A 23,208-nucleotide genomic window follows, 5' to 3' on the forward strand; every position below is an offset into this window, starting at 1 on the left:
CGGCCGGATCATTCCTCGCCGAGCAAGCGGCGCGTCGCGATTTCGGCGCTGGCGTAGGCTTCCTGCCGCTCCACGCTCCAATAGCGCAACATGTCGAGGCCGATGCGCGCGCCGCTCACTGCGCAGAGCACGTGATCGCCCGCACTGATCTGGCGGAAATGGCTAGGCAGGTAGTGCAGGCGCGCGAGGCGGTTGGCAGGATTCATCAGCATGCGGACAATCTAGTGCGTGATGCCCCGCAAAGCAATTTCGGCTCAAAGCAATTTCGGCTGCGTATCCCCCGGCGCGGGCCCACGCGGTTTCGGCGCGGGACGAGGAGCGGCGGAGGGCGGTGCGCTTCCGGGCACGACATCGAGCAGCCCGTCGCTGAATTCTAGGCGAAGCAGGCCCGCCGCCTCGGCCACCTTGTGCGAACGGACCAGCTGTCCGTTAGCATCGGTCACCAGTACATAACCGCGCCGCAGCGGTGCCTTGGGATCGAGCGAACGCCGCACCCGGTCCAGCGCGGCGAGCCCGGTCCGCGCCGCCTCGATCCGCTGCAGCACCAGCGCGGGCCGCAGACGCTGCGCGGCAAGCCGGTCCTGCCCCTGCCGCAGCCGCGCCTCGAGCACGGCGGGCCTTAGCCCCGCTGCGCGCTGCGCCAGCTGCGTGGCGGCGAGGCCTGTCCGGTGCACCAGCGCGCGGCGCAGCCGGTCGCCGAGATCGTCGAGTCGCTGCGCTTGTCCCTCAAGCAGGGCCTGCGGCTGGGGGAGCCGCCGCGCCCTTTGTTCCAGACGTTCGCGCGACAGGCTGAGCAGCCGCACCACCGCGCGGCTCTTGCGGGCGTGCAAGTCCGCTAGAGCCGCCATCAATTCGCCGCGCACGGGCACCGCGATCTCGGCTGCCGCAGTCGGCGTCGGGGCACGCACGTCGGCCGCAAAATCGGCCAGCGTGGTGTCGGTTTCGTGCCCCACCGCGCTGATTGTCGGGATCGTGCTCGCGGCGATCGCGCGGACCACGTCCTCGTCGTTGAAGCACCACAGGTCCTCGATCGAGCCGCCCCCGCGCGCGACGATCACCAGATCGGGGCGAGGCACCGGACCGCCCGGCTCCAGCGCCGAAAAGCCGCGGACGGCAGCCGCGATCTGCGCCGCCGCGCCCGGTCCCTGCACCAGCACGGGCCAGACCACGACATGAGTGGGAAACCGGTCGCGAAGCCGGTGCAGGATATCGCGAATCACCGCGCCAGTGGGCGAAGTGACTACGCCGATGACGCGCGGCAGATAGGGCAGGGGCCGCTTGCGCGCAGGCGCGAACAGGCCTTCCGCTTCCAGCCGCGCCTTGGTCTTGGCAAGCAGCGCCAGCAGCGCCCCTTCGCCGGCCACTTCCATCCGCTCGATCACGATCTGGTAGTTGGAACGTCCCGGATAGGTCGTCAGCTTGCCGGTCGCGATCACCTCGACGCCGTCTTCCGGCACGAAGCCCAGCCGCTGCGCGCCGCCGCGCCACATCACCCCGTCGAGCCGCGCGTTCTCGTCCTTGAGGCTGAGGTAGAGGTGCCCCGAAGCCGCCCGCTTCACGCCCGAAAGCTCGCCGCGCACGCGCACGAACCCGAAGCGGTCCTCGACCGTCCGCTTGAGCAGCTGGGAAATCTCGCTGATCGAAAGCGCCGGGGCGTTGTCGCCTGCGGTCTGTACGGCTAACAGCCCAGCATCTTCTTCACGGTAAGGCGGCATGTCTGGCATGAATATCCTGCTCATCGGCTCGGGCGGACGCGAACATGCGCTGGCATGGAAGCTCGCGCAATCGCCGCGTTGCGCGCAGCTGTGGGCGGCGCCGGGGAACCCCGGCATCGCCGAGGTCATCGGGGCAAGGGAGGGCGGCTGCGTAGAGCTCACGCTCACCGACCACGCCGCTGTTGCCGCGTTCTGCGCAGAACATGCGATCGCGCTCGTGGTCGTCGGCCCCGAAGCGCCTCTGGTCGATGGCCTTGCCGATTCGCTGCGCAGCGCCGGTATTGCGGTGTTCGGGCCGGGCAAGGCCGCAGCCCAGCTCGAAGGCTCCAAGGGTTTCACCAAGGACATGTGCACCCGCGCCGGGATTCCAACCGCCGGCTATGTCCGAGCAAAGACCGCCGCAGACGCCCACGCCGCGCTGACCGGGTTCTCTCTGCCGGTGGTGATCAAGGCTGATGGCTTGGCGGCAGGCAAAGGCGTGGTCATCGCCCAGACGGCCGAGGAGGCCGCCGCCGCGATCGATGACATGTTCGGCGGCGCTTTCGGCGGGGCGGGGGCCGAAGTGGTGATCGAGGAATTCCTCGAGGGAGAGGAAGTGAGCCTCTTCGCGCTCACCGATGGCAGCGCCATCGCCCTGTTCGGCTCGGCGCAGGATCACAAGCGGGTGGGTGAGGGCGATACTGGCCCCAACACCGGCGGAATGGGCGCCTACAGCCCGGCGCCAGTGCTCACGGCAGAGCTCGAAGCCCGCGCCATGACCGAGATCATCGCCCCCACCGTCAAGGCCATGGCGGATGCCGGTATGCCCTATTCGGGCGTGCTGTTCGCCGGGTTGATGCTGACGGCGAACGGCCCCAAACTGATCGAATACAATTGCCGCTTTGGCGATCCTGAATGCCAGGTGCTGATGATGCGGCTGGAAAGCGATCTCGTGGCGCTGCTCGATGCCTGCGCGCGGGGCGAATTGGCAGGAACCCCCACGCCTGCGCTGTCAGCCGAAAGCGCGATCACCGTCGTCATGGCAGCCAGGGGCTATCCCGCCGCGCCTGCAAGTGGCGGCACAATCGAAAACATCCCCGCTGCCGAAGCGCACGGCGCCAAGGTGTTCCACGCAGGTACTTCTGAAACGGCAGAAGGCAAGCTCGTCGCCAGGGGCGGGCGCGTGCTCAACGTCACGGCGAGTGGTGCAACTCTGCGGCAGGCGCGCGACCGCGCTTACGCCGCGCTGGCGGAGATCCGTTTCGGCGACGGCTTCTCGCGCAGCGATATAGGCTGGCGCGAGCTGGCGCGGCAGGCCTGAACCCTTAGCCCACCCGTTCAGCCACGAGCGCGGCAAGGTCCGCCTCGGGCCGTGCACCGTAGTGCGAAATGATCTCGGCGGCGCAGATCGCGCCCAGCTTGAGGCAGTCCGCAAGGCTGCGACCGCGCACGTGGCCGAACAGGAACCCGGCCGCGAAGAGATCGCCCGCACCGGTCGTATCGACCACACGCTCCACCGGCTCGGCGGGGACGTGGACATGCTCGCCATGCGCCACGGCGTGCGCGCCGTTCTCGCTGCGGGTGACGACCAGCACCGGCACCTTGGGGGCCAGCTTGTCGATACCGGCGTGGAAGTCATCCTCACCGGTCAACGCTGCCAGCTCGTGTTCGTTGGCGAACAGGATGTCGATCTCGCCCGCCTCGATAAGCGCGCGGAAATCATCGCCGTGGCGGGCGATCACGAAGCCGTCGGACAGCGTGAAAGCCACCTGACGCCCGGCGGCGCGCGCGGCGCCGATGGCGCGGCGCATCGCCTGCCTAGGCTCTTCAGGATCCCAGAGATAGCCTTCAAGATAGAGGACCGAAGCCGCCGCGATGGTGTCTTCGTCGAGCGCGGTCGCCGGAAGGAACTGCGAGGCTCCGAGGTAGGTGTTCATCGTGCGCTGCCCGTCGGGCGTCACGAAGATCAGGCAGCGCGCGGTTGCCGGATCATCACCGCGTGCCGGCGTATCGAACGCGATCCCGCCAGCGCGGATATCGTGTGCAAAGACTTCGCCGAGCTGATCATCGGCAACCTGGCCGATGAAGCCGCATTTCGCGCCCAGCGCCGCAAGACCCGCCAGCGTGTTCGCCGCAGAACCCCCGGAAATCTCGCGCGCGGGGCCCATCGCTTCATAAAGCTCATGCGCACGCGCCGTGTCGATCAGCGTCATGCCGCCCTTGGCGAGACCGAGCCGTTCGATATCGACTTCCGCGGCCGGGGCCATGACATCGACGATGGCATTCCCGATGGCGATGACGTCGAAACGCGCGGGGGCAGGGCTCATCCGGTAACTCCAGACTGGCAACACGGGCGTGCTGCTCTCGGGTGTGAATCTCTGTGTCGGGCCGTAGCGGGCGGGGCGACATGGTGCAACGCCGCGCTGCGCCGTGCGGCGATTCGTTGACAGGGCGCGGCTCAGCGGCGATTCACCCGGGCGATGAACGGACGTCACCTGCTTGCCCTTCCCGCGCTGCTTGCGCTCGCCGCCTGCGGCGGTAGCACCGATGCGGTGCGCCCGCTCCCGGCGCCGCCGCCGCCAAAACTGGTCCGCCCCGCGCCCCCGGCGGCGATCCAGACCCAGCGTCCCCATGCGCGCATTCAAGTGCTGCCGGGGCTCGAAGGTGTGATCGGAGCTGATACCGAGGCGCTGACCCGCCAGTTCGGCACGCCACGGCTTGACGTACGCGAGGGCGATGCGCGCAAGCTGCAATGGAGCGGCAGCCCCTGCGTGCTCGATGCTTACCTCTATCCGCCCGATGGTGGTGGCCGCGCGGCCGCGACGTATGTCGATGCGCGGCGCGGCGACGGGCGCGATGTCGATCGGGCGGCCTGCGTGGCTGCGCTCAGGAAGCCTCACTAACGGCGCACGTAGCCGGCGCTGGAAGCATGGCCCAGGGCGCAAAGGCCGCCACACCTTCCCGCGAAACATCCGCCAGCGTGTAGCGATCCAGCACGCCGAGAAAAGCGTCCAGCGCCTCGGCCAGAACGCCGCTGAGCGCGCAATCGGCGCGCAGCGCGCATGTTGCGCAATCGGCGAGCCGCAGGCCCTTTTCGAGCGTACGCACCACTTCGCCGACGGTGATCTGCGCTGCCGGCCGCGCCAACGCGATTCCGCCACTGCGCCCGCGGTGTGAGACGGCAAACCCCGCAGAGACCAGCGCCTGCGCCACTTTGGCAACATGATGATAGCTCAGTCCCTGCTGCGCGGAGAACGCAGGCAGGCTGATAGAGGCGCCCTCGCGGGCGAGCACGATCAGCAGGCGCAGGCCGAAATCGGTGTGCTGGGTGAGTTGCATCGCACTTTCACGAATCCATTTTTCGCTTGCCTGAATCAAGCAGATTAAATACCGGTATTTGTAATACCTGATTGGAGAACGCCATGCGCACTGCTTCCGAACATGCCCGCACCATCGTCAAGGCCACCGCTCCCGTGATCGAAAAGCACGGGCTTGCCATCACCACCGCGATGTACAAGCGCCTGTTCGTGAACGATGATGTGAAGGCCATGTTCGATGCCGCCGCGCAGGACAGCGGCGAGCAGCCGCGCCGTTTGGCCAACGCGATTCTCGCCTATGCCAAGAACATCGATCATCTCGAGAAGCTTGGCTCGGCCGTTGGCAAGATGGTCCGCCGCCATGTCGAGACCGGCGTCAAGGCGGAGCACTATCCCCATGTCGCAGAGGCGCTGCTCCCGGCGATTCGCGATGTCGTAGGCGCAGAGGTCGCCACCGACGAAGTGCTCGCCGCCTGGGGTGAGGCTTACTGGATGCTCGCCGATATCCTGATTGCCGCCGAAGCCGAGGCTTACGCCGAAGCTGCCTGAACCGGCGGTCCGTTAATCCTTATTCCGGCGCGAACGCGATCTCGGCATGGGCGCGCAGGCGTTCGACCAGCGCTTCGCCGAGCAGGGCCCCCGGCGTGGCGATCGCACCTTCCGCCTCGCAGGAGAGCAGCGCAATGCCGGTCTCGGCCAGCATGCGGCTGGTCGAGCCGTAGCCCGGATCGTAGCGACCCTTGACGGCATAGCGGATCTCACGTCCATCCGCCGTCTCGCCGATGAACAGCACGTCATAGTGCCCGTTGAGCCGCTCTTCCGCCGTGGGGCCTTCGCCGGGCTTGGGATCATTCGGCCCACCGATCATCGGTGTTTTCGTGATATGCTCGGCAATCGCCTGACCCTGCTCGCCCGGCCCGGTCAGCATCATCTCCTCATAGACGAAGTCCGCGCCATAAGGGTGACCGCGCAGGAAATTGGTGCGGTGAACGTTCTTGGTGTTGATCACCGCCATGATGAAGGGCGCGGCCCAACTGCCCGTGGCGTCATCGAGAAACGGTTTGTCACCCGCGGGCTGCGGCGGCCCCTCGAAGCCCGGCGTCAGGCCGAAGGGGCTGGTCATGATCGGGATCAGCGCAGGGTTCGCGCCGAGCGCCTTGAGCGTTGCACCCAGGCTCGCCGCCGTACCGCCAGAGAAACCGCCCACCATCGCCCGCACGCGGCACTTCACGCGCGGCACCGGCGCACCGAAGCGGGCCATGGCTTCCTGCTGCAGCATGAAGACACCGAGATCGAAGGGGATCGAATCGAAGCCCGAGGAGAACGCCACCCGCGCGCCCGTCGCCTTCGCCTGTTCATGCAGCGCATCGACCATCTGGCGCATCCACACCGGCTCACCGCAGAGATCGGCATAGTCCGTCCCCGCCGCAACGCAGGCACGCAGCACTGGCTCGCCATAGAGCTGGTACGGGCCGACCGTCGTGACGATGACGCGGGTCTGCTCCGCCATCGCGGCAAGGCTGGCGGGATCGCTCGAATCGGCAACGACCAGCGGCGTATCGGCCGGCGCGCCGATCAGGTCGCGCACCTCAGCAAGCTTCTCCGCGCTGCGCCCGGCCATGGCCCAGCGCGGGCCGTCGTTGCCGTAATGGTGCGCCAGGTATTCAGCCACCAGCCGCCCAGTGTAGCCGGTGGCGCCATAGACGATGATATCGAAGGGCCGTTCGGCCTTGGTCGTTGCCATTTCTCTCTCCCGTTATTGTTTGTGTTCACAGCTTCGGCAGGGTCACCCCGCGCTGCCCCATATATTTGCCCGCACGGTCGGCGTAGCTCACTTCGCAGGGCTCGTTCCCCTGCAGGAACAGGAACTGGCACGCGCCTTCGTTGGCATAGATCTTAGCAGGCAGCGGCGTCGTGTTGGAAAACTCCAGCGTCACGTGGCCTTCCCAGCCCGGCTCGAGCGGCGTCACGTTCACGATGATCCCGCAGCGCGCGTAGGTCGATTTGCCGAGGCAGATGACCAGCACATCGCGCGGCACGCGGAAGTATTCCACCGTCCGCGCCAGCGCGAAGGAATTGGGCGGGATCACGCAAACGTCAGTCTTGCGATCGACGAACGAGTTGGAGTCGAAATCCTTCGGGTCCACCACCGACGAATCGATGTTGGTGAAGATCTTGAACTCGTCCGCCACCCTCGCGTCATAACCATAGGACGAGAGGCCATAGGAAATGCAGCCTTCGCGGCGCTGGCTCTCCACGAACGGCTCGATCATGGCGTGTTCCGTGGCCTGCGTGCGGATCCACTTGTCGGAAAGAATGGCCAATGCGGCGCTCCGGAATGATGGGAAGGGAAGTTGGAAGTTCAGGCCAGATTGGCCGGTCCGAACGCATGGGGCAAGAGGGCCGAAAGCGGCAAGCGGGTATGACCGCCCTCCGCCACCCCGATCACCTCGGGATCGGTGCCGCCAAGCGCGGCCAGTTCGTGCAGCATCTGTCGGCAGCGCCCGCACGGCATGACCGGCGCAGAGCCCGGCACCACTGCGCCCGCCGCATCCGGCCGTCCGCCCACGATGGCGACGGCAACCAGCCCGCCCCGACGACCCTCAGCCATCGCGCGGGCCACGGCATTGGCCTCGGCACAGAGCGAGAGGCCATAGCTGGCGTTCTCGACATTGGCCGCGCCCACCACCGCGCCATCGTCAAACAGCAGCGCCGCACCGACATGGAAGCCCGAATAGGGCGCATAAGCGCCGCGCGCCGCTGCCGTGGCCGCTTCGACCAGTTCGGAAACCGGCGGCGCGCTCATCGATGCACCGCCACCCACCGCACCGGGCCAGCCGCGCCAGCCAGACGCAGCCGCGAGGTCGCGGTCCACATCACCCAGGGCCGCCCGGCGTAGGAAGGTTCGAGAAAATCTCCCGCGAGCCAGAGATTGCGATCGACTCGCCCGGCCAAGTGATAGCGCGCCTCGAACGAGCGCGAGACCATCAGGATTGCCGGGCGTTCGGTGTGCTTCTCGATCTGGTTGAGGAACGTCGTCAGTTCACTCTGCATCGCCGATTCCCCGGGTGGCTGCGGGCAGGACCGCGAATCGAGATCGAGCGACACTGCGGGCGGCAGCAGGGCATCATCGCGCGGCACCACGGTGACGAAACTGCCCGCCTGCGCATCGGCCGGGGCACAGAGATCGTAGACATGAACCGGGCCAACCTGCAGCCCGGCCTTGCGCGCCGCTTCGAGTCCGGCGGTGAACGTATCGTCACGCCGGCCCGCGCCTTCGCTGGCGGTGAGGTAGACGAAATCCGCCCCATGCGCCTTGATCAGCGGCCATTCGACTTCGCCGTCATGCGCATCGAGCCAGGCGCCCTGCACGGGAAAGCGCGCGCGATCAGGCTCCCAATGCCGCGCTTCCCACCAGACAGCCGCGGCCAAGCCGGCCAGCAGCAGCACGGCCAGCAGGATCCAAACGCGCCGACGCGCTGGCTTTCCGGGGATGTTCACGCTGAGTCGCCTTGCCTTATCTAGTCTTGGGCCGGGTTCAGTATCGGGGGCCAATCATCCCCTGATATGCAGGACGCAAATCAGGGTGAAGAGCCGCCGCGCGGTGGCAAAATCGGTCTCGATCTTGCCCTCCAGCCGCTCCAGGAGCATTTCGGCTGCTTCGTTGTGGACGCCGCGGCGCGCCATGTCGATCGTTTCGATTTCCTGCGCGGTCGCGCGGCGGATCGCCTGGTAATACGAATCGCAGATCGCGAAATAATCACGGATCGGACGCCGAAACCGGCCGAGCCCGAGCACGATCGTCTCGAGCGGGCTGCCATCGTCCGCCGCAATTGCCAGCGCCAGCCGTCCGTCATCCACCGAGAGCCGCAGACGATAGGGGCCTTCAAATCCCGCTGCCGCCGCGCGCACCGGGCGGAACGTGTTTTCCTCGATCAGATCGAAGATCGCGATGCGGCGTTCCTGCTCGATATCGGCATTGCGCCACACGATCGTCGCTTCGTCGAGCTCGATATGCGAAATGCGCGGGTCGGCCATGGCGGCCAGTGTCTTGCAGACGGTTCCCGCGCGGGCAAGCCATTTGCGCAAGGAATCCGCGCTCTTTCCTCATCCCTCCCCGCTATCCACAGGCGGTGTGGCATCCGCGCCGCTTGCCGCGAGGGCGGCGGTCCTTCACAAGGAGGGGATGTCCGTTGTCCAGTCAATCCCCTTGCGTGAGCCCGATCAATCCGGTTCCGCCGCCGCCTCGCTTCCTGCCAACGTGGAGGCGGAGGCCGCGTTTCTCGGTGCGGTTCTGATCGACAACCGGATTCTGGAGGAGCTGCCCACCCCGCTGCGTGCCGAGCACTTCTTCGCACCGGTGCACGGCCGGGTCTACGAACGCATCCAGGCGCTGATTGACCGCAAGGCGGTGGTAACTCCCGTCACGCTCAAGCCCTATTTCGAAGCGGACGAAGGCCTCAAGGAGCTTGGCGGCACCGCCTATCTCGCGCGGCTGACTGCCGACGGACAGGGCCTGCTCGCCCCGAAGGAACTTGCCGAGCAAATCTACGATCTGGCTCTGCTGCGCGAGCTTATCACCGTCGGTCGCAATCTCGTCTCCGGCGCGATGGACACGAGCGAAACGGTGGCGCCGCTCAAGCAGATCGAGCACGCAGAAGCCGCGCTTTATGCCGTGGCGGAAGGCGCGCAGTCCGGGAACGAGGCGCAGAGCTTCGGCATTGCCACGCGCGCCTCGCTCGAGATGATCGAGAAGGCGCTGCTTTCAGGCGGCCATATCTCGGGCAAGACGACCGGGCTTACGTCGGTCAACGAGAAGATCGGCGGCCTGCACGACAGCGACCTTATTATCCTCGCCGGACGTCCCGGCATGGGCAAGACCTCGCTTGTCACCAACATTGCCTACAACTGCGCCGCGCGATGGATGGAAGAAGAGCAGAACGGAACCCCCGCGAACAAACGCGTCGGCGCAAGCGTCGCTTTCTTCAGCCTCGAAATGAGCGCCGACCAGCTCGCCACGCGTATCCTTGCCGAGCAATCGGGCATCAGTTCCGAGGCGCTGCGCATGGGCCGCATCAGCCGGGAGGATTTCCAGCAGCTGTCCTTTGCCAGCCAGCGCCTTGCCGAGCTTCCGCTTTATATCGACGACACGCCCGCGCTCACCATCGGCGCACTGCGCACCCGCGCGCGCCGTCTCAAGCGCCGCCATGATATTGGACTCATCGTGGTCGACTACCTCCAGCTGCTGCAGGGTTCGGGCCGCGCGAACGACAACCGCGTCAACGAAATCTCGGAAATCAGCCGCGGCCTCAAGACGTTGGCCAAGGAACTCGGCGTACCGGTGATCGCGCTCTCGCAGCTGAGCCGCGCGGTCGAGCAGCGCGACGACAAGCGCCCGATGCTTTCGGACCTGCGCGAATCGGGCTCGATCGAGCAGGACGCGGACATGGTGTGGTTCGTGTTCCGCGAGGATTATTACGTCGCCTCGCGCGAGCCCAAGGTTCCGCAAGGGACCGACGACGCCAAGGTGCAGGAAGCCCACGCCGCCTGGCAGGCCGAAATGGAGCGCGTGTTCGGCCTTGCCGAACTGATCGTCGCCAAGCAGCGCCACGGCTCGACTGGCAAGGTGCGCCTGAAGTTCGAGGCGCGGATCACCCGCTTCAGCGACCTCGCACCCGATCACATGGCCTACGACTACGGCGACGAGTGAGCGGGCACGCGACTCGGCTAGACCGCATTTTCTTGACTTTCGGGCAGGTGCGCCCTAGCTCGCCGCTCTTCCATCCATTCCTGTTTCTCGGAGTGCACCGCATGGCGCGCGTTACTGTCGAAGATTGCGTCGACAAGATCCCCAACCGCTTCGATCTCGTGCTGCTCGCCGCCGAGCGCGCGCGTGCCATCTCGGGCGGCGCGGAACTCACTGTCGACCGTGACCGCGACAAGAACCCGGTCGTCGCCTTGCGCGAGATCGCGGACGCCACCGTGCGTCCCACCGTGCTCAAGGAAAACCTCATCCAGTCGCTTCAGCGCGTGCTGCCGGACGACGACGATCAGGTCGATGAAATCGGCTCGCTCTCGCAGTCGGCCGAAGCGCTGCGCATCACCGCAGCCGCGCCTGTGCGCAACACCTCGCTCGGCGCTGATTACGACGGCTGAGGGCCTGCTCCCTCGCGGAGTTCGGAAGAAATGACGGGAGGGGGATAAAACCCCAAAGGCCGCTTGCACCGCGCAGGCGGCCTTGCCACATTCAGAGGCATGGCCAGCCCCATGCCTCCGCGCGCTGACCGCACCGGCCCGCCGGTGAAGGCCGTGCTCGGCCCGACCAACACGGGCAAGACTCACCTCGCCATCGAACGCCTCTGCGCCCATTCCTCCGGCGCGATCGGCTTCCCGCTGCGCCTGCTCGCACGCGAGGTCTACGACCGCGTCTGCAAGATCAAGGGCGAGGCCAATGTCGCGCTGATCACCGGCGAAGAGCGCATCGAACCGCCGAACGCGCGCTGGCACCTCTGCACAGTCGAAGCCATGCCCAGCAGGCCGGACCTCGCCTTCGTCGCGCTCGATGAAGCCCAGCTCGCGGCGGATCCCGAGCGCGGCCATGTGTTTACTGACCGGCTGCTCAACACGCGCGGGCGCGAGGAAACCATGCTCCTCGGCTCGCAGACGCTCGAGCCGATGGTCCGCGCGCTCGTCCCCAGGGTCGACGTCGTCAGCCGCCCGCGCTTTTCCACCCTGAGCCATGTCGGGTCAAAGAAGCTGAGCCGCATTCCACCGCGCAGCGCCATCGTCGCCTTCTCCGCCGAGCAAGTCTACGCCATGGCCGAGATGCTCCGGCGCTTCCGCGGCGGTGCGGCCGTCGTCATGGGCGCGCTCAGCCCGCAAACGCGCAACGCCCAGGTCGCGATGTATCAGGCGGGCGAGGTCGATTACCTCGTCGCGACCGACGCGATTGGCATGGGCCTCAACCTCGATGTCACCCACGTCGCCTTTGCCAGCCTCTCCAAGTACGACGGCCACCGCCACCGCCGGTTGACCTCCGCCGAGATGGCGCAGATCGCCGGCCGCGCCGGGCGCCACCACAAGGACGGCACGTTCGGCACGCTCGCGGGAATGGGCGGGCATGATCCGGAGTTCGCCGACGAGGAAGTCTACGCGATCGAGGAGCATCGCTTCCCCCCGCTCACCCGCCTGTTCTGGCGCGAGTCCGAGCCCCGCTTCGATAGTCTGACGACGCTGATCGATGACCTTGAAAGCCCGCCGCCGCAGCCCGAGCTTTCTGCCGCGCCGCCTTCCATTGATCTTGCCGTGCTGAAGCGCCTTGCCGATGAGTCCGATATCGCTGGCACAGTTCGCGGTCGCGGTTCGGTGCAGCGCTTCTGGCAGGTCTGCTCGCTGCCCGATTTCCGCCAGCAAGGGGCCGAGACCCATTCCCGCTTCGTCGCCCGGCTGTGGCAGGACCTGCGCCACGGCTACCTCGGCGCCGATTATGTCGCGCAGGCGATCGCGCAGCAGGACAATCCGTCCGGCGATATCGACACGCTGCAGGGCCGCATCGCTGCGGTCCGCTCATGGGCCTACATCACCCAGCGCCCGGACTGGGTGCTCGCGCGCGATGAAATGGCCGCACGCGCCCGTGCGGTCGAAACGCGCCTGTCCGATGCGCTCCACGCGCGCCTCACCGAACGCTTCGTCAATCGCCGCACCACTGTGCTGATGCGCAAGGCGGGCGGTGATGCATCGCTGCTGCCAGTGCGAATCAGCGATGCGGGCGCGGTGCTGGTCGACGATGAACCCATCGGCCACCTCGAAGGCTTCCGCTTCGTCGTCGATCCGCTGGCCCGCGCGGCAGACCGCAAGCTACTGCTGGCAGCTGCCGAGCGCCATCTGCCGGGTCTGCTCTTGGCCCGCGCCGATGCCCTGATCGCCGCCGCTGGCGAACCGGGCGGCCTCGAGCTCGAAGACGGTGCGCTCGCCTGGAACGGGTTGGTGGTCGGGCGGCTCGAGCCGGGCAAATCCGTGCTGGAACCGCGTCTGCGGCTGGATGCGTCGCTGGGCCTGCTCTCGGCTCGCCAGCGCCCGCTGCTTGTCGCCGCGCTGGAAGGCTGGCTTTCGCGCACGATCCTGGCCGACCTTGGGCCGCTGGTTCGTCTTGCCGAGGCAGCGCGCGCGTCTGAATCGGGCCCCGATCTGCGCGCCCTGCTGCTGCGGCTGGTTGCAGGAGGCGGCGTGCTTCCGCGCGAGGAGGCTGCGCTCGAGCGACTCGATCCCCGCCAGCGCGATGCGCTGCGCCGGCTCGGCGTGCGGACCGGCGCGCTCGACTTGTTTGTCCCAGGCGTGCTCAAGCCCGGTCCGCTCGGCCTGTGGTGCCGGCTGGCGGTGCTGCGCGGCGAAGCGCCGGTGCAGCCGCCGCCCAATCTGCCACCCGTGGTTGCCGCCAAGGTGCCGCCAGCCGGCTATCGCCGTGCGGGGGCACAGGCGATCCGCGTCGACATGGCCGAGAAGCTGCTCCAGGCCGCCCACCGCCGCCGGATCGGGGCGGCGGGCAAGCGCTATCCGCTCGATCCGGCGCTCGCCCGTTCGATGGGGCTTGCCACGGCTGGCTACGCCGCGCTGCTGCGCGCCGCCGGTTTTCGCGTTCATATGGCGCGTCTGCTGGCAGATACCGCACACGGACCCCCGGCCCCACCGATGTGGGATTGGCGCCCGCCCCGCAGTGTACCAGAGCGCACAGCAGCGACACGGCCGCCGCCGCCGCACGGCGCCTTTGCCGCCCTTGCCGAGCTTATCCGCTGATGACGGGCGAAAGCTCCCTGCGCATCGATAAATTGCTTTGGTTTCTGCGCTTTGCGGGATCACGCAGCCTCGCGCAGGACTGGGTCGCGGAAGGTCATATCCGCCTCAATGGCCGCCGCATCGAGCGTGCCAGCACCGCGGTGCGCTGCGGTGATGTGCTGGTCCTGCCGCTCCGCGCAGGTGTCAAGGTGATCGCGGTCGGGACACTGCCCAGGCGCCGCGGGCCTGTCGAAGAAGCCAGGGGTTGCTATGAGGTGCTTGACGCGGCGGGCTCACCCCCTCTAGCAGGTCAGGAAATCAACCCTGCCCATCCTTAAGCTGAGGGACTGCCACTGCCATGACCTATGTCGTTACCGAAGCCTGCATTCGCTGCAAGTTCATGGATTGCGTCGAGGTTTGCCCGGTGGATTGCTTCTACGAGGGTGACAACATGCTGGTGATCAACCCCAGCGAATGCATCGATTGCGGCGTGTGCGAGCCGGAATGCCCGGCAGAAGCGATCCTCCCCGATACCGAAAGCGGCCTCGAGCAGTGGCTTGAGCTCAATGCCAAGTATTCGGCCGAGTGGCCCAACATCACCACCAAGAAGGACGCACCGGCCGACGCTGACGACCACAAGGGTGAGGACGGCAAGTTCGAAAAGTACTTCTCTGCCGAGCCTGGTGAAGGCGACTGATCGCCCTGCCAAGGGCGCGGGAGAGGTCGAAAAGGCCTGCGCCCCCGGAATTGCGGCATTTTGGCGCAGTAAGCGTGCCCTTACCTCTGGCATTTTTGTGACAGAGCTGCTATATACGCCCGCAAGCGCTGGGCGGAACGTTCCTCCCGGTCGCCAACAACACGCTAAGGCAGGACAATCGGCAAACGGATCGCAGTACTTGTAGACCGCGTTTAAAGACGGTCGTTTGCCGGACCTCTCCCCCAAAGGGCCCGGAATGCTGTCCGGGGGCGTGTCTGCCCCACTTTGCAATCGTTCCTGCTGCGCCGAAAGGATAAGCAATGGCAACCAAGGCACTTGCCTTCGATGTTGGGGATTACGTCGTCTATCCCAAGCACGGCGTTGGCCGTGTAGTGGAACTGCAAAACGAGGAAATCGCGGGCATGAAGCTGCAGCTCTACGTGCTGCGCTTCGAAAAAGAACGCATGACCCTGCGCGTACCCGTGAACAAGGTTGAAGCGATCGGGATGCGCAAGCTGTCTTCGGACAAGACGCTGCGCGAAGCACTTGATACCCTTAAGGGCAAGCCCAAGGTCAAGCGCACGATGTGGTCGCGCCGTGCGCAGGAATACGAAGCCAAGATCAACTCGGGCGATCTCGTCTCGATCGCCGAAGTCACGCGCGATCTGTTCCGCGCTGACGACCAGCCGGAACAGAGCTATTCCGAACGGCAGATCTTCGAGGCCGCTTCCTCGCGCCTCGCGCGTGAGCTTGCCGCCATGGAAAAGACTGACGAGCCTGCCGCGCTCAAGAAGATCCTCGCGATCCTCAACGAGCACGCGCCAAAGTACTACGAAACGGCCTGAGGCCAACTGCGCTGCTGCGTCTTAGGGGAGACGCGGAGACGCTGACCAAAAAGGGCTGCCGGAGTGATCCGGCGGCCCTTTTTCATGCCTTCAGTTTGCGTCCGCTCCGTCCGGCGAACAACCGATCCGGATCGGCGAGCGACTTGGCGTGGAGGCACTTGGTGCGTTATAGAGGTAATACACCAGTTTCCAGGAGTGCTCCATGATCAAGGATATCGCGCGCACACTCGGCGGGATTGCCGTCGCCGCCGTCGCACTTTCGCTTTCGGCCTGTGGTGGCGCGACGGTCGAAATGGGCGGCATGAAGGGCGTGCCGCTCGCGCAGCTCGATCTCTCGGCCAAGGCGCCCGACGAAATCACCTTGCTCGGCCCCGATACGGTCCGCGTCGTGCAGGGGGACAAGCTCGCCATCACGGTCGAAGGCAATCAGGATGCCAAGGACCGGCTGCGCTTCGTGCTCAAGGACGGCAAACTCGCGATCGGACGCGAAGGCTGGAAGATCGGCGGCTCGGACGATCTCGCCACGATCCAGGTGACGGTGCCCGCCGCGAGGCGGCTGGTGATGGCCGGATCCGGCACGATGCACGCCGACGCGCTGCGGGGTGACGCAGCCAGCGTCAGCATTGCTGGCTCCGGCGATATCGACGTGCCGATCGTCGATACGCAGGATCTCAAGGTCGAAGTGATCGGCTCGGGCGATCTCAAGGCTGGCGGGCGGGCGAAATCGCTCAAGATCTCGCTGGCCGGTTCGGGTTCAGCCGATCTCGCGGGTCTCACCGTCGATGAAGCCAAAGTCGAGATCGCGGGATCGGGGGATGCGAGTTTCGCCTCCGACGGGCAGGTCAAGGCCGACATCATGGGCTCGGGCTCAGTGAAGGTGAAGGGCCGCGCACAGTGCAAGGTCAATGCCATGGGCTCGGGCACGCTTACCTGCGAGCCTTGAACGCACGGAGAGGCGGAACGCGTCATGTCCATGCAAGGAAGCTTGGGCTAGGCACGGTCAAACCCTGCCCGAAAGGCCATGCCTTGCCCCGTTCCCTGCCGCTTGTGGCCGCAATTGCTGCGCTGATTCTCCCGGCCTCGATGACGAACGCCGCCGCAAGCACCGGGCCTGTGGCGGTGGCGGCCGATACGTCTCATGCCAGCGAAAGCACCAGCCGCGCCATCCGCAAACGCGACGAGAAGATCAGGAAGCTCGAGAAAAAGTACAGCCGCCGCCTCGAAGCCTGCAACCGCGGCGAAACAGCAGCTTGTGCCGAAGCCAATCAGATCAGCGGCGAGATCACGCTCCTGCGCGCAGACCGCTAAACGGCCGCCCGCCGCAAGCGGTCGTTGATCGCAGCGCCAATCGCCTCCTCCGGAATCGGCGCCACTGCAATGCGCGGTTCGGCCGCGGAGGCGGCTTCGTGGAGGCACGCATAGAGCCGCGCCGCGGCCTCGGCGAGATCGCCTGATGGCGATAGCGAGACATCGCCCGCCACCGCGCCAAATCCGATCAGGAACTCGCCTTGCTCCGCCTGCTCTGCACCCAGCCGCACGGGCTTGCCCGGTGCATAGTGGCTCGCGAGCTGGCCCGGTGCCTCGATAATCCCGCGGCGTTCCTCGATCGGCGCTTCGCCGAGCACGGCGGCAATCTCTGCTTCGGTCACTGGCCCCGGTCGGAGGATCTCCCAGCCGCCGCCCGGCCGGACCGCCACGATGGTTGATTCAAGCCCCCGCTCCGTGTTCCCGCCATCGAGGATCAGATCAGCCCGCGCGCCAAGCGAGGCCGCGACATGTGCCGCACTCGTCGGGCTCACCCCGCCGCTGCGGTTGGCAGACGGTGCGGCCAGCGGCAGTCCAGCCGCCGCAAGTAGCGCGCGCATCGCTGTGTGCGCGGGCACGCGCAGCGCCACGGTCGGCAGACCAGCACTCACCGCCGCAGCAAGTGGCGCATCGTCGCGGCGCGGCAGTACCATCGTCAGCGGACCCGGCCAGAACACCGCCGCAAGTGTGCGCGCCCGCGCATCGAACACCGCCAGCGCTTCGGCCGCCGCCATATCGGGCACGTGGACGATAAGCGGATTGAAATCAGGCCGCCCTTTGGCACGGTAGATCGCCGCCACGGCCTCTGCATGGTCCGCGCGTGCGGCAAGGCCGTAGACCGTCTCGGTGGGCACTGCCACGGTCCCGCCTGCCACCAGGACGCGCACGGCCTCGGCGATCCCGGCCTGATCAGGCGGCAGCACTTTTGGAGGCGTTTGCGTGTTCATGCCTTGCCGCTATAGGCCTGCGCAGAGGCTGCCAAGGAAAACAGCGCATGAGCTTTATCGCCCCCACCGAAGATCAGGTCCTTGCCATGCGCATCTGCGCCGGAATCGACGAGCTCGCGGCGCATGAACGCTACGGCGCAGCCACTCCCGACGTGGTCGAGGCGATTGCTGAAGGCATCGGTGCCTTCGCGGCAGGCGAATGGGCACCGCTCAACCGAATCGGCGATAGCGAAGGCGCGCACTGCAAGGATGGCGTGGTCTCCTCTCCGGCTGGCTACCCGCAAGCCTACAAGGCTTTCGTGGAGCAGGGCTGGGGCTCGATTGCCGGGCCGGCCGAGTTCGGCGGACAGGGCCTTCCCTTCACGCTCGCGACTTGCGTGCTCGAAACGCTTGGCGCGGCAAACATGGGCTTCACGCTGCTCCCCATGCTCACCGTGGGCGCGATCGAAGCGCTCGATCACCATGGCAGCGACGCGCAGAAGGCGATGTACCTGCCCAAGCTGATCTCGGGCGCATGGTCGGGCACGATGAACCTCACCGAGCCGCAGGCCGGGTCTGATGTCGGCGCGCTGCGCAGCACTGCGACGCCGATCGAGGAAGGCCCGCACGCGGGCAAGTTCCGCATCGCCGGCACCAAGATCTACATCACCTGGGGCGAGCACGAACTGGCCGAGAACGTGATCCACCTTGTCCTCGCCCGCACCCCCGGCGCGCCTGCGGGATCGCGCGGCATCTCGCTATTCGTCGTCCCCAAGTACCACGTGAACGCCGATGGATCGCTCGGCGCTCGCAATGACCTGCGCGCCGTGTCCATCGAGCACAAGCTCGGCATCAATGTCTCGCCCACTTGCGTGATGTCGTACGGCGACGGAACGACCACCGGGGGTGAATGCATCGGCGAACTGGTGGGCCACGAGAACGAAGGCCTGAAGGCCATGTTCACGATGATGAACTCGGCGCGCATCAACGTCGGCAGCCAGGGTGTCCAGATCGCCGAACGCGCGCTTCAGCAGGCACGAACCTATGCGCGTGACCGCGTCCAGTCGGCCCGCGCCGGCTCGCCCGACAAGAACCCGGTGCCGATCATCGAGCATCCCGATGTGCGCCGCATGATCCTGCGCATGCGCGCGCTGACTGAAGGTTCGCGTGCGCTGCTCTACTACACTGCGGGACAAGTCGATCGCGGCCTGCTGGGTGACAAGGCCGCGCAGAGCCGTGCTGAACTCCTCGTGCCACTGCTCAAGGCCTGGGGCACCGATATCGGCTGCGAAGTCGCCAGTCTGGGCATCCAGATCCACGGCGGCATGGGCTTCGTCGAAGAAACCGGCGCCGCGCAGCACTACCGCGACGCGCGCATTGCACCGATCTACGAGGGCACCAATGGCATTCAGGCAGCCGACCTCGTCACCCGCAAGCTCGGCATGGAAGCGGGCGGCGTGCTGCAAGCACTGATGGCCGATATCTCCGCCGAAATGCAGGACGTGCCCGAAGTGGCCTCGCTCGCCAAGGATGCCGCCGCCATCGGCACGTGGATGGCGAGCGGCGATGCCACTCTCGATGACAAGCTTGCCGGGAGCGTGCCATTCCTCACCATGTGCGCCGTCGCGGTCGCGGGGTGGCAGCTCGCCCGTCAGGCCCGCGCCACCGGTTCGGCAGAGAAGACCGGCGTCACCAAAGTATTCAACCGCACGATCGTGCCAGAAGCGCGCGGGCTCGGAGCGGCAGCGATGGCTGGTGCGGCGCTCTATTACGAGCTCGATAGCGAGGCTCTCACCGGATGAGCGCCGACGAGCCGCTGCTCGAACGCATCGCTTCCGCGCTGGAGCGCCTCGCGCCGCCGGCACCGGCGGTCACTGATTGGCTCGTGCATCCTGCCTATGTCTGGACGGGTACCAGTGCGCGCGCCGTCGATCCGCTCGAAGCGCCGCCGCTTGCGCTGATCAAGGGTGTCGACGCCCAGAAGGCCGCCGTCGCCGAGAACGTCCTGCGCCTCGCGTCCGGCGCGGCGGCGCACGACATGCTGCTGTGGGGCTCGCGCGGCATGGGCAAGTCCGCGCTTGTCCGCGCCGCCGTCCGCGCCGCGCAGGAAGCGCATCCCGGCGGGATCGCCCTGATCCAGGCCGCGCCGGACGAGAGCCTCGCGGCCCTGCTCGCCGAGCTGCGCGTCAGCAATCGCCGGTTCCTGATCCTGCTGGATGATCTCGGCTTCGATGCGGGAGATGCCAGCTCGGCCCGCCGCCTGCGCTCCTGGCTCGAAGGCGGCGTCGAAGCCCGCCCGGCGAACGTACGCCTCGCAGTGACATCCAACCGCCGCGCCATCGTCGAGCGCCACATGGCCGAGCAGGACGACCCGATCAACCCGCGCGATGTCGTCGATGACCGCCTCGCACTGGCGGACCGGTTCGGCCTTTCGCTCGGTTTCCATGCCTGCTCGCAGGATGATTATCTTGCGATCATCGCCGGATATGCCGCGCACTACGGCCTCACATTCGCCGAGGCAGACGCGCTGGCATGGTCCAAGCAGCGCGGCAGTCGCTCGGGCCGCGTCGCCTGGCAATACGTCAACGAACTCGCAGGGCGCGTGGGCCGCAGCCTTTAATTCCGGGGCGCTCTAGTTCTGCGCCTTCGTCAGGTCCGAATCCATCGTCGGCTTGACGATGAACTTGGTGCCGGGCTTGGGCGCAGGCGGCATCGGTGTTGCAGGGATGGCGGCGATTTCGGGTGCGGGCTTTGCGCCGGGCGCCACCACGCGCCAGATCACGCCGCCGGTATCGTCGCTCACCAACAGCGCACCATCCTTGGCAAACGCGACCCAGGTCGGTCGGCCATGCGTTTTGCTGTCCTTGGTGAGGAAACCGGTCAGCACCGGCACCGGCGGCTTTGGCAGTGCATTGCCGTTGTTGTCGAACGCCACGAAAACCACATCATAGCCCGATAGCGGCTTGCGGTTCCAAGAGCCATGCCGCGCCACGAAGGCCCCGCTGGCAAAGCGATCGCCCATCAGGTTGCCCCCGCGCGCGAAGGCCAGCCCCAGTGCCGCGACGTGCGAGCCAAGGCCATATTCGGGCTTGCGGACATAGAAGAACAGGTCGCGCGGCATCGGATCGGTCACGCGCCAATCGATATTCTTCTTCCAATAGACCCACGGCCAGCCGTACTGCGCGCCGAGCGGCACGTTGGTGAGGTAATCGGGCACCAGATCGGAGCCGAGCATGTCGCGCTCGTTTACCGTGGTCCACAATTCGCCGCTGCGCGGGTTCCAATCGAGGCCGTTGGGATTGCGCAGACCCTCGGCAAACTTGCGCGAACTCTTGCGGTCGAAATCGTACTCGTAGATCGCCGCGCGGCCCTTCTCCTTGTCGAGCCCGTTCTCCCCGATGTTCGAGGCCGAACCGACCGTGACATAGAGCAGCTTGCCGTCCGGGCTCAGCACAAGATTGCGCGCCCAGTGATTGCCGCCGCCGGGCAGGTCCATGAGCTTTTCCGGCTTGCCTGAGAGCGTGGTCTGCCCCGGCGTGAAGGGCCACGACACCACCGCATCGTGATTGCCTACATACAAGCGGCCCTCACGCAGCACCATGCCGAACGGCGAGTTCAAGCCGGGATTGCTCATCTCGAAGCGCTGGTCGGCAACGCCGTCGCCATTGCTGTCGCGCAGGACCACGATCTTGTTGGGCGAAGCCTCGCCCGCGCCGGCGGCAGACATGAGATAACCCATGGCAAAGCCCATGATCCCGCCCGGCCCACGCTGCGGCGGACCGTTGGTTTCGGCGGCCAGGACATCGCCGTTGGAAAGTACGGTCAGGGTGCGCGGATGATCGAGCTTGTCGGCGAACCGGGTGACTTTCAGGCCCTCGGCAGCGACGGGGGCCTCACCCGCGGCCCAGCCCACGGGCTTGGCGATACCGATCGTGGGAAACCACTGCGGTGCAGCCTCGGCAAGTTCAGGCTTGGGCCCGGTGGTCTTGTCGAGTGCAAGCTGCGCGGTATCGCCGCGCAAGAGCCAGAAGGCGGCGAGACCAAGAACCACGAGGACGACGATGAGCCCGGTCAGGGTTTTGCGGATGGTAGACATGGCACCTTGTCTAGAGGCCGCACCACCTTCCCGCAATGGCCCTCGCAGTTGAGATGGCGGCCTGCTAGACCCCGGCCATGTACGATTTTGCCCCTGCCACCGGCCAGCCCAAGCCCGCGCTATACGCCGATCTGGTCGATGCCGTCCGCGCGATCACCCACGGCGAACCCGACGCGGTGGCCAACATGGCCAATTGCGCCGCGCTCCTCGGGGAGTTCCTGCCCGATCTCAATTGGGCGGGGTTCTACCGCATGGTCGATGGCGAACTCGTGCTCGGCCCCTTCGTGGGCAGGCCGGCCTGCATCCGCATTGCGCTCGGCCAAGGTGTCTGCGGCACCGCCGCCGCGACCGGCGAAACGCAGCTCGTGCCCGATGTGCACGCCTTCCCCGGCCATATCGCTTGCGATGCCGCGAGCCGGTCCGAACTCGTCGTGCCGGTCAAGCGCGACGGCCTAGTCATCGCAGTCATCGATCTCGACAGCCCGCTGCTCGCCCGATTTGACGCAGAAGACGCCGCCGGGATCGAAGCGCTTGCCGCAGCCATCGCGGACGGGATTTAGGCCGTAAACTCATAAAACCGCGCCATCAAGGCGCCCGATTGGCGAACATATCGGGCGAAGCGGTCCGCCGGGAGGGCTGGCTGCCCGATTGCGGCCTCAGGCCGGATTCGGGGCTTCCCGCACCTGCCCTGCCCCATTCCGGCACAGGCTCGCCGAGACCCTTGGTCGCGTGCGCCGCAAGATGCTAAACCATAGGTTAATGCCTCGCCCGGAGCGTCTGCGGCGCAAGCATTGAGGGGAACACGATGGCCAGTTTTTTCCGCGCCCTCATGGCAGCCAGCATGGCAACCGGCCTAGCTACACCTGCGCTGGTGCATGGACAGCCGGTCCAGGGCAGCTGGCAGTCGGGCTATCCCGGCGCTTATCAGGGCACGTGGCAGGGCCAGTGGCAAGGACAGTGGCAGCCGCAAGCGGGCCCGCCCCCCCAAGGTGCCATGCAGCCCCCGCAGGGCGCCTATCCCGCCGCACCGATGTCGTATGGCCCGCCACCGCCCGAATCGGATCCACGCTACCGTGAGATGGTCGACAAGTGCCAAGGTGTCGGTCGTCGCCACAGCGGCACAACCGGTGCAGTGATAGGCGGTGTTGTCGGTGGGGTGATCGGCAATCGCGTCGCCTCGGGTAACCGCGTGATCGGCACTGTGGCAGGCGCTGCCGTTGGTGCGGTTGCCGGCGGCGCGATCGGCCATTCGGTCGACAAGAACCGCGAGCGCGAATGCGACGAGTTCTTCAGCAGCTATGCGCCTGCCCAGGGCTATGGTCCGGCGCCCTATCCCGGCGTGTTTCCCAATGGCGGCTATGCCCAAGGATATGGCTATCCGGCCTATGGCTACGTGATGGTCCCGGTCATGACCGTCCAAGGGCCTCAGCAGCCCTGCGTCGAAACCCGTACCGAGACGGTGACCTACGTTCGCGAACGCGTGCGCCGCACATGGCGTCCTGTCCGCACCAAGCTCATCAAGGAAAAGCGCGTCTACACTGGCAGCTGATCAGGCT

The 23,208-nt window shown here is 66.6% G+C and carries 26 protein-coding genes; 15 read left to right on the forward strand and 11 right to left on the reverse strand.

What is annotated here, in order from left to right:
- Positions 1 to 8 precede the first annotated feature (8 nt).
- Positions 9 to 212, reverse strand: coding sequence for a DUF2093 domain-containing protein (locus ACO056_RS02420; protein ID WP_421851296.1), 204 nt, complete (start codon positions 210 to 212; stop codon positions 9 to 11).
- A gap of 42 nt (positions 213 to 254) precedes the next feature.
- Positions 255 to 1,724, reverse strand: a complete 1,470-nt coding sequence (xseA, locus tag ACO056_RS02425; RefSeq protein ID WP_421851299.1) for an exodeoxyribonuclease VII large subunit — start codon at positions 1,722 to 1,724, stop codon at positions 255 to 257.
- Here xseA and purD point away from each other — a divergent pair.
- On the forward strand, positions 1,723 to 3,015 hold the full coding sequence (purD, locus tag ACO056_RS02430; RefSeq protein ID WP_421851302.1) for a phosphoribosylamine--glycine ligase: 1,293 nt from the start codon (positions 1,723 to 1,725) through the stop codon (positions 3,013 to 3,015). The two genes, xseA and purD, sit on opposite strands and share 2 nt — an antisense overlap.
- A 4-nt stretch (positions 3,016 to 3,019) precedes the next feature.
- On the opposite strand, the gene ACO056_RS02435 is transcribed toward purD, so the two are convergent.
- Positions 3,020 to 4,021, reverse strand: coding sequence for an adenosine kinase (locus ACO056_RS02435; protein ID WP_421851305.1), 1,002 nt, complete (start codon positions 4,019 to 4,021; stop codon positions 3,020 to 3,022).
- A 153-nt stretch (positions 4,022 to 4,174) separates the two neighbouring features.
- On the opposite strand from ACO056_RS02435, the gene ACO056_RS02440 reads away from it, so the two are divergent.
- Positions 4,175 to 4,597, forward strand: a complete 423-nt coding sequence (locus tag ACO056_RS02440; protein ID WP_421851307.1) for a hypothetical protein — start codon at positions 4,175 to 4,177, stop codon at positions 4,595 to 4,597.
- Here ACO056_RS02440 and ACO056_RS02445 read toward each other — a convergent pair.
- Positions 4,581 to 5,033: an RrF2 family transcriptional regulator gene (locus ACO056_RS02445; protein WP_421851310.1), complete on the reverse strand. Its 453-nt coding sequence runs from the start codon at positions 5,031 to 5,033 to the stop codon at positions 4,581 to 4,583. The genes ACO056_RS02440 and ACO056_RS02445 overlap by 17 nt on opposite strands.
- 83 nt (positions 5,034 to 5,116) lie before the next feature.
- Here ACO056_RS02445 and ACO056_RS02450 point away from each other — a divergent pair, with 83 nt between their 5' ends.
- On the forward strand, positions 5,117 to 5,560 hold the full coding sequence (locus ACO056_RS02450) for a globin domain-containing protein (protein WP_421851312.1): 444 nt from the start codon (positions 5,117 to 5,119) through the stop codon (positions 5,558 to 5,560).
- A gap of 19 nt (positions 5,561 to 5,579) precedes the next feature.
- Here ACO056_RS02450 and ACO056_RS02455 read toward each other — a convergent pair whose 3' ends face one another.
- The 5 genes from ACO056_RS02455 to ACO056_RS02475 are packed head-to-tail and all read right to left on the reverse strand — an operon-like array spanning position 5,580 to position 9,049.
- Positions 5,580 to 6,755, reverse strand: a complete 1,176-nt coding sequence (locus ACO056_RS02455) for a saccharopine dehydrogenase family protein (RefSeq protein WP_421851314.1) — start codon at positions 6,753 to 6,755, stop codon at positions 5,580 to 5,582.
- A 25-nt stretch (positions 6,756 to 6,780) separates the two neighbouring features.
- Entirely contained in the window at positions 6,781 to 7,335 is a 555-nt protein-coding gene (gene dcd / locus ACO056_RS02460) for a dCTP deaminase (RefSeq protein WP_421851317.1), read from the reverse strand.
- Positions 7,336 to 7,373: 38 nt separating this feature from the next.
- Positions 7,374 to 7,817, reverse strand: a complete 444-nt coding sequence (locus ACO056_RS02465; protein ID WP_421851319.1) for a cytidine deaminase — start codon at positions 7,815 to 7,817, stop codon at positions 7,374 to 7,376.
- The gene (locus ACO056_RS02470) at positions 7,814 to 8,512 is read right to left on the reverse strand and encodes a glycoside hydrolase family 25 protein (RefSeq protein ID WP_421851321.1); all 699 of its coding nucleotides are present in this window, start codon (positions 8,510 to 8,512) and stop codon (positions 7,814 to 7,816) included. The genes ACO056_RS02465 and ACO056_RS02470 overlap by 4 nt, the downstream gene beginning before the upstream one ends.
- Positions 8,513 to 8,566: 54 nt before the next feature.
- Complete coding sequence (locus tag ACO056_RS02475; RefSeq protein ID WP_421851324.1) at positions 8,567 to 9,049, reverse strand: UPF0262 family protein; 483 nt, start codon at positions 9,047 to 9,049, stop codon at positions 8,567 to 8,569.
- Positions 9,050 to 9,197: 148 nt separating this feature from the next.
- Between ACO056_RS02475 and ACO056_RS02480 the strand changes: the two genes are divergently transcribed.
- The 8 genes from ACO056_RS02480 to ACO056_RS02515 all read left to right on the forward strand — a co-directional run bounded on the left by ACO056_RS02480 (position 9,198) and on the right by ACO056_RS02515 (position 16,633).
- Positions 9,198 to 10,721 (forward strand): replicative DNA helicase, encoded by a 1,524-nt coding sequence (locus ACO056_RS02480; protein WP_421851328.1) that lies wholly within the window; start codon positions 9,198 to 9,200, stop codon positions 10,719 to 10,721.
- Positions 10,722 to 10,822: 101 nt separating this feature from the next.
- Complete coding sequence (gene rpoZ / locus ACO056_RS02485; RefSeq protein ID WP_298189497.1) at positions 10,823 to 11,167, forward strand: DNA-directed RNA polymerase subunit omega; 345 nt, start codon at positions 10,823 to 10,825, stop codon at positions 11,165 to 11,167.
- 111 nt (positions 11,168 to 11,278) lie between these two features.
- Complete coding sequence (locus ACO056_RS02490) at positions 11,279 to 13,804, forward strand: helicase-related protein (protein ID WP_421851331.1); 2,526 nt, start codon at positions 11,279 to 11,281, stop codon at positions 13,802 to 13,804.
- Positions 13,804 to 14,121, forward strand: a complete 318-nt coding sequence (locus ACO056_RS02495) for an RNA-binding S4 domain-containing protein (protein WP_421851334.1) — start codon at positions 13,804 to 13,806, stop codon at positions 14,119 to 14,121. The genes ACO056_RS02490 and ACO056_RS02495 overlap by 1 nt, the downstream gene beginning before the upstream one ends.
- A gap of 20 nt (positions 14,122 to 14,141) precedes the next feature.
- The gene (gene fdxA / locus ACO056_RS02500) at positions 14,142 to 14,480 is read left to right on the forward strand and encodes a ferredoxin FdxA (RefSeq protein ID WP_147159436.1); all 339 of its coding nucleotides are present in this window, start codon (positions 14,142 to 14,144) and stop codon (positions 14,478 to 14,480) included.
- Between the two features lie 320 nt (positions 14,481 to 14,800).
- Positions 14,801 to 15,325, forward strand: coding sequence for a CarD family transcriptional regulator (locus tag ACO056_RS02505; RefSeq protein ID WP_067906430.1), 525 nt, complete (start codon positions 14,801 to 14,803; stop codon positions 15,323 to 15,325).
- A 202-nt stretch (positions 15,326 to 15,527) separates the two neighbouring features.
- The gene (locus ACO056_RS02510) at positions 15,528 to 16,268 is read left to right on the forward strand and encodes a head GIN domain-containing protein (RefSeq protein WP_421851337.1); all 741 of its coding nucleotides are present in this window, start codon (positions 15,528 to 15,530) and stop codon (positions 16,266 to 16,268) included.
- An 83-nt stretch (positions 16,269 to 16,351) separates the two neighbouring features.
- Positions 16,352 to 16,633: a hypothetical protein gene (locus ACO056_RS02515; protein ID WP_421851339.1), complete on the forward strand. Its 282-nt coding sequence runs from the start codon at positions 16,352 to 16,354 to the stop codon at positions 16,631 to 16,633.
- Here the strand turns inward: ACO056_RS02515 and ACO056_RS02520 are convergent.
- Positions 16,630 to 17,577 (reverse strand): L-threonylcarbamoyladenylate synthase, encoded by a 948-nt coding sequence (locus ACO056_RS02520; RefSeq protein ID WP_421851342.1) that lies wholly within the window; start codon positions 17,575 to 17,577, stop codon positions 16,630 to 16,632. The two genes, ACO056_RS02515 and ACO056_RS02520, sit on opposite strands and share 4 nt — an antisense overlap.
- Positions 17,578 to 17,624: 47 nt before the next feature.
- On the opposite strand from ACO056_RS02520, the gene ACO056_RS02525 reads away from it, so the two are divergent.
- Both ACO056_RS02525 and ACO056_RS02530 read left to right on the forward strand, forming a co-directional pair.
- Positions 17,625 to 19,358 (forward strand): acyl-CoA dehydrogenase, encoded by a 1,734-nt coding sequence (locus ACO056_RS02525; RefSeq protein ID WP_421851345.1) that lies wholly within the window; start codon positions 17,625 to 17,627, stop codon positions 19,356 to 19,358.
- A complete protein-coding gene (locus ACO056_RS02530) occupies positions 19,355 to 20,176 on the forward strand; it encodes a DUF815 domain-containing protein (RefSeq protein ID WP_421851348.1) in 822 nt (273 codons plus the stop codon). The genes ACO056_RS02525 and ACO056_RS02530 overlap by 4 nt, the downstream gene beginning before the upstream one ends.
- Before the next feature lie 12 nt (positions 20,177 to 20,188).
- Here ACO056_RS02530 and ACO056_RS02535 read toward each other — a convergent pair whose 3' ends face one another.
- Positions 20,189 to 21,652, reverse strand: a complete 1,464-nt coding sequence (locus ACO056_RS02535; RefSeq protein WP_421851351.1) for a PQQ-dependent sugar dehydrogenase — start codon at positions 21,650 to 21,652, stop codon at positions 20,189 to 20,191.
- A gap of 77 nt (positions 21,653 to 21,729) precedes the next feature.
- Here ACO056_RS02535 and ACO056_RS02540 point away from each other — a divergent pair, with 77 nt between their 5' ends.
- On the forward strand, positions 21,730 to 22,212 hold the full coding sequence (locus tag ACO056_RS02540; RefSeq protein ID WP_421851354.1) for a GAF domain-containing protein: 483 nt from the start codon (positions 21,730 to 21,732) through the stop codon (positions 22,210 to 22,212).
- Positions 22,213 to 22,457: 245 nt separating this feature from the next.
- Positions 22,458 to 23,201 (forward strand): glycine zipper 2TM domain-containing protein, encoded by a 744-nt coding sequence (locus ACO056_RS02545; protein ID WP_421851357.1) that lies wholly within the window; start codon positions 22,458 to 22,460, stop codon positions 23,199 to 23,201.
- Positions 23,202 to 23,208: the final 7 nt, after the last annotated feature.

It is taken from the genome of Novosphingobium sp. (assembly GCF_965228995.1).
GTDB lineage: Bacteria > Pseudomonadota > Alphaproteobacteria > Sphingomonadales > Sphingomonadaceae > Novosphingobium.

Coding starts and splice junctions, on each gene's coding strand:
- ACO056_RS02435 (WP_421851305.1), bottom strand. CDS start 4,021: ATGAGCCCTGCCCCCGCGCGTTTCGACGTCATCGCCATCGGGAATGCC.
- ACO056_RS02510 (WP_421851337.1), top strand. CDS start 15,528: ATGATCAAGGATATCGCGCGCACACTCGGCGGGATTGCCGTCGCCGCC.
- ACO056_RS02540 (WP_421851354.1), top strand. CDS start 21,730: ATGTACGATTTTGCCCCTGCCACCGGCCAGCCCAAGCCCGCGCTATAC.
- ACO056_RS02545 (WP_421851357.1), top strand. CDS start 22,458: ATGGCCAGTTTTTTCCGCGCCCTCATGGCAGCCAGCATGGCAACCGGC.
- ACO056_RS02490 (WP_421851331.1), top strand. CDS start 11,279: ATGCCTCCGCGCGCTGACCGCACCGGCCCGCCGGTGAAGGCCGTGCTC.
- ACO056_RS02465 (WP_421851319.1), bottom strand. CDS start 7,817: ATGAGCGCGCCGCCGGTTTCCGAACTGGTCGAAGCGGCCACGGCAGCG.
- fdxA (WP_147159436.1), top strand. CDS start 14,142: ATGACCTATGTCGTTACCGAAGCCTGCATTCGCTGCAAGTTCATGGAT.
- ACO056_RS02420 (WP_421851296.1), bottom strand. CDS start 212: ATGCTGATGAATCCTGCCAACCGCCTCGCGCGCCTGCACTACCTGCCT.
- ACO056_RS02455 (WP_421851314.1), bottom strand. CDS start 6,755: ATGGCAACGACCAAGGCCGAACGGCCCTTCGATATCATCGTCTATGGC.
- ACO056_RS02450 (WP_421851312.1), top strand. CDS start 5,117: ATGCGCACTGCTTCCGAACATGCCCGCACCATCGTCAAGGCCACCGCT.
- ACO056_RS02520 (WP_421851342.1), bottom strand. CDS start 17,577: ATGAACACGCAAACGCCTCCAAAAGTGCTGCCGCCTGATCAGGCCGGG.
- purD (WP_421851302.1), top strand. CDS start 1,723: ATGAATATCCTGCTCATCGGCTCGGGCGGACGCGAACATGCGCTGGCA.
- ACO056_RS02445 (WP_421851310.1), bottom strand. CDS start 5,033: ATGCAACTCACCCAGCACACCGATTTCGGCCTGCGCCTGCTGATCGTG.
- ACO056_RS02495 (WP_421851334.1), top strand. CDS start 13,804: ATGACGGGCGAAAGCTCCCTGCGCATCGATAAATTGCTTTGGTTTCTG.
- ACO056_RS02475 (WP_421851324.1), bottom strand. CDS start 9,049: ATGGCCGACCCGCGCATTTCGCATATCGAGCTCGACGAAGCGACGATC.
- ACO056_RS02505 (WP_067906430.1), top strand. CDS start 14,801: ATGGCAACCAAGGCACTTGCCTTCGATGTTGGGGATTACGTCGTCTAT.
- rpoZ (WP_298189497.1), top strand. CDS start 10,823: ATGGCGCGCGTTACTGTCGAAGATTGCGTCGACAAGATCCCCAACCGC.
- xseA (WP_421851299.1), bottom strand. CDS start 1,724: ATGCCAGACATGCCGCCTTACCGTGAAGAAGATGCTGGGCTGTTAGCC.
- ACO056_RS02525 (WP_421851345.1), top strand. CDS start 17,625: ATGAGCTTTATCGCCCCCACCGAAGATCAGGTCCTTGCCATGCGCATC.
- ACO056_RS02535 (WP_421851351.1), bottom strand. CDS start 21,652: ATGTCTACCATCCGCAAAACCCTGACCGGGCTCATCGTCGTCCTCGTG.
- ACO056_RS02480 (WP_421851328.1), top strand. CDS start 9,198: ATGTCCGTTGTCCAGTCAATCCCCTTGCGTGAGCCCGATCAATCCGGT.
- ACO056_RS02530 (WP_421851348.1), top strand. CDS start 19,355: ATGAGCGCCGACGAGCCGCTGCTCGAACGCATCGCTTCCGCGCTGGAG.
- ACO056_RS02440 (WP_421851307.1), top strand. CDS start 4,175: ATGAACGGACGTCACCTGCTTGCCCTTCCCGCGCTGCTTGCGCTCGCC.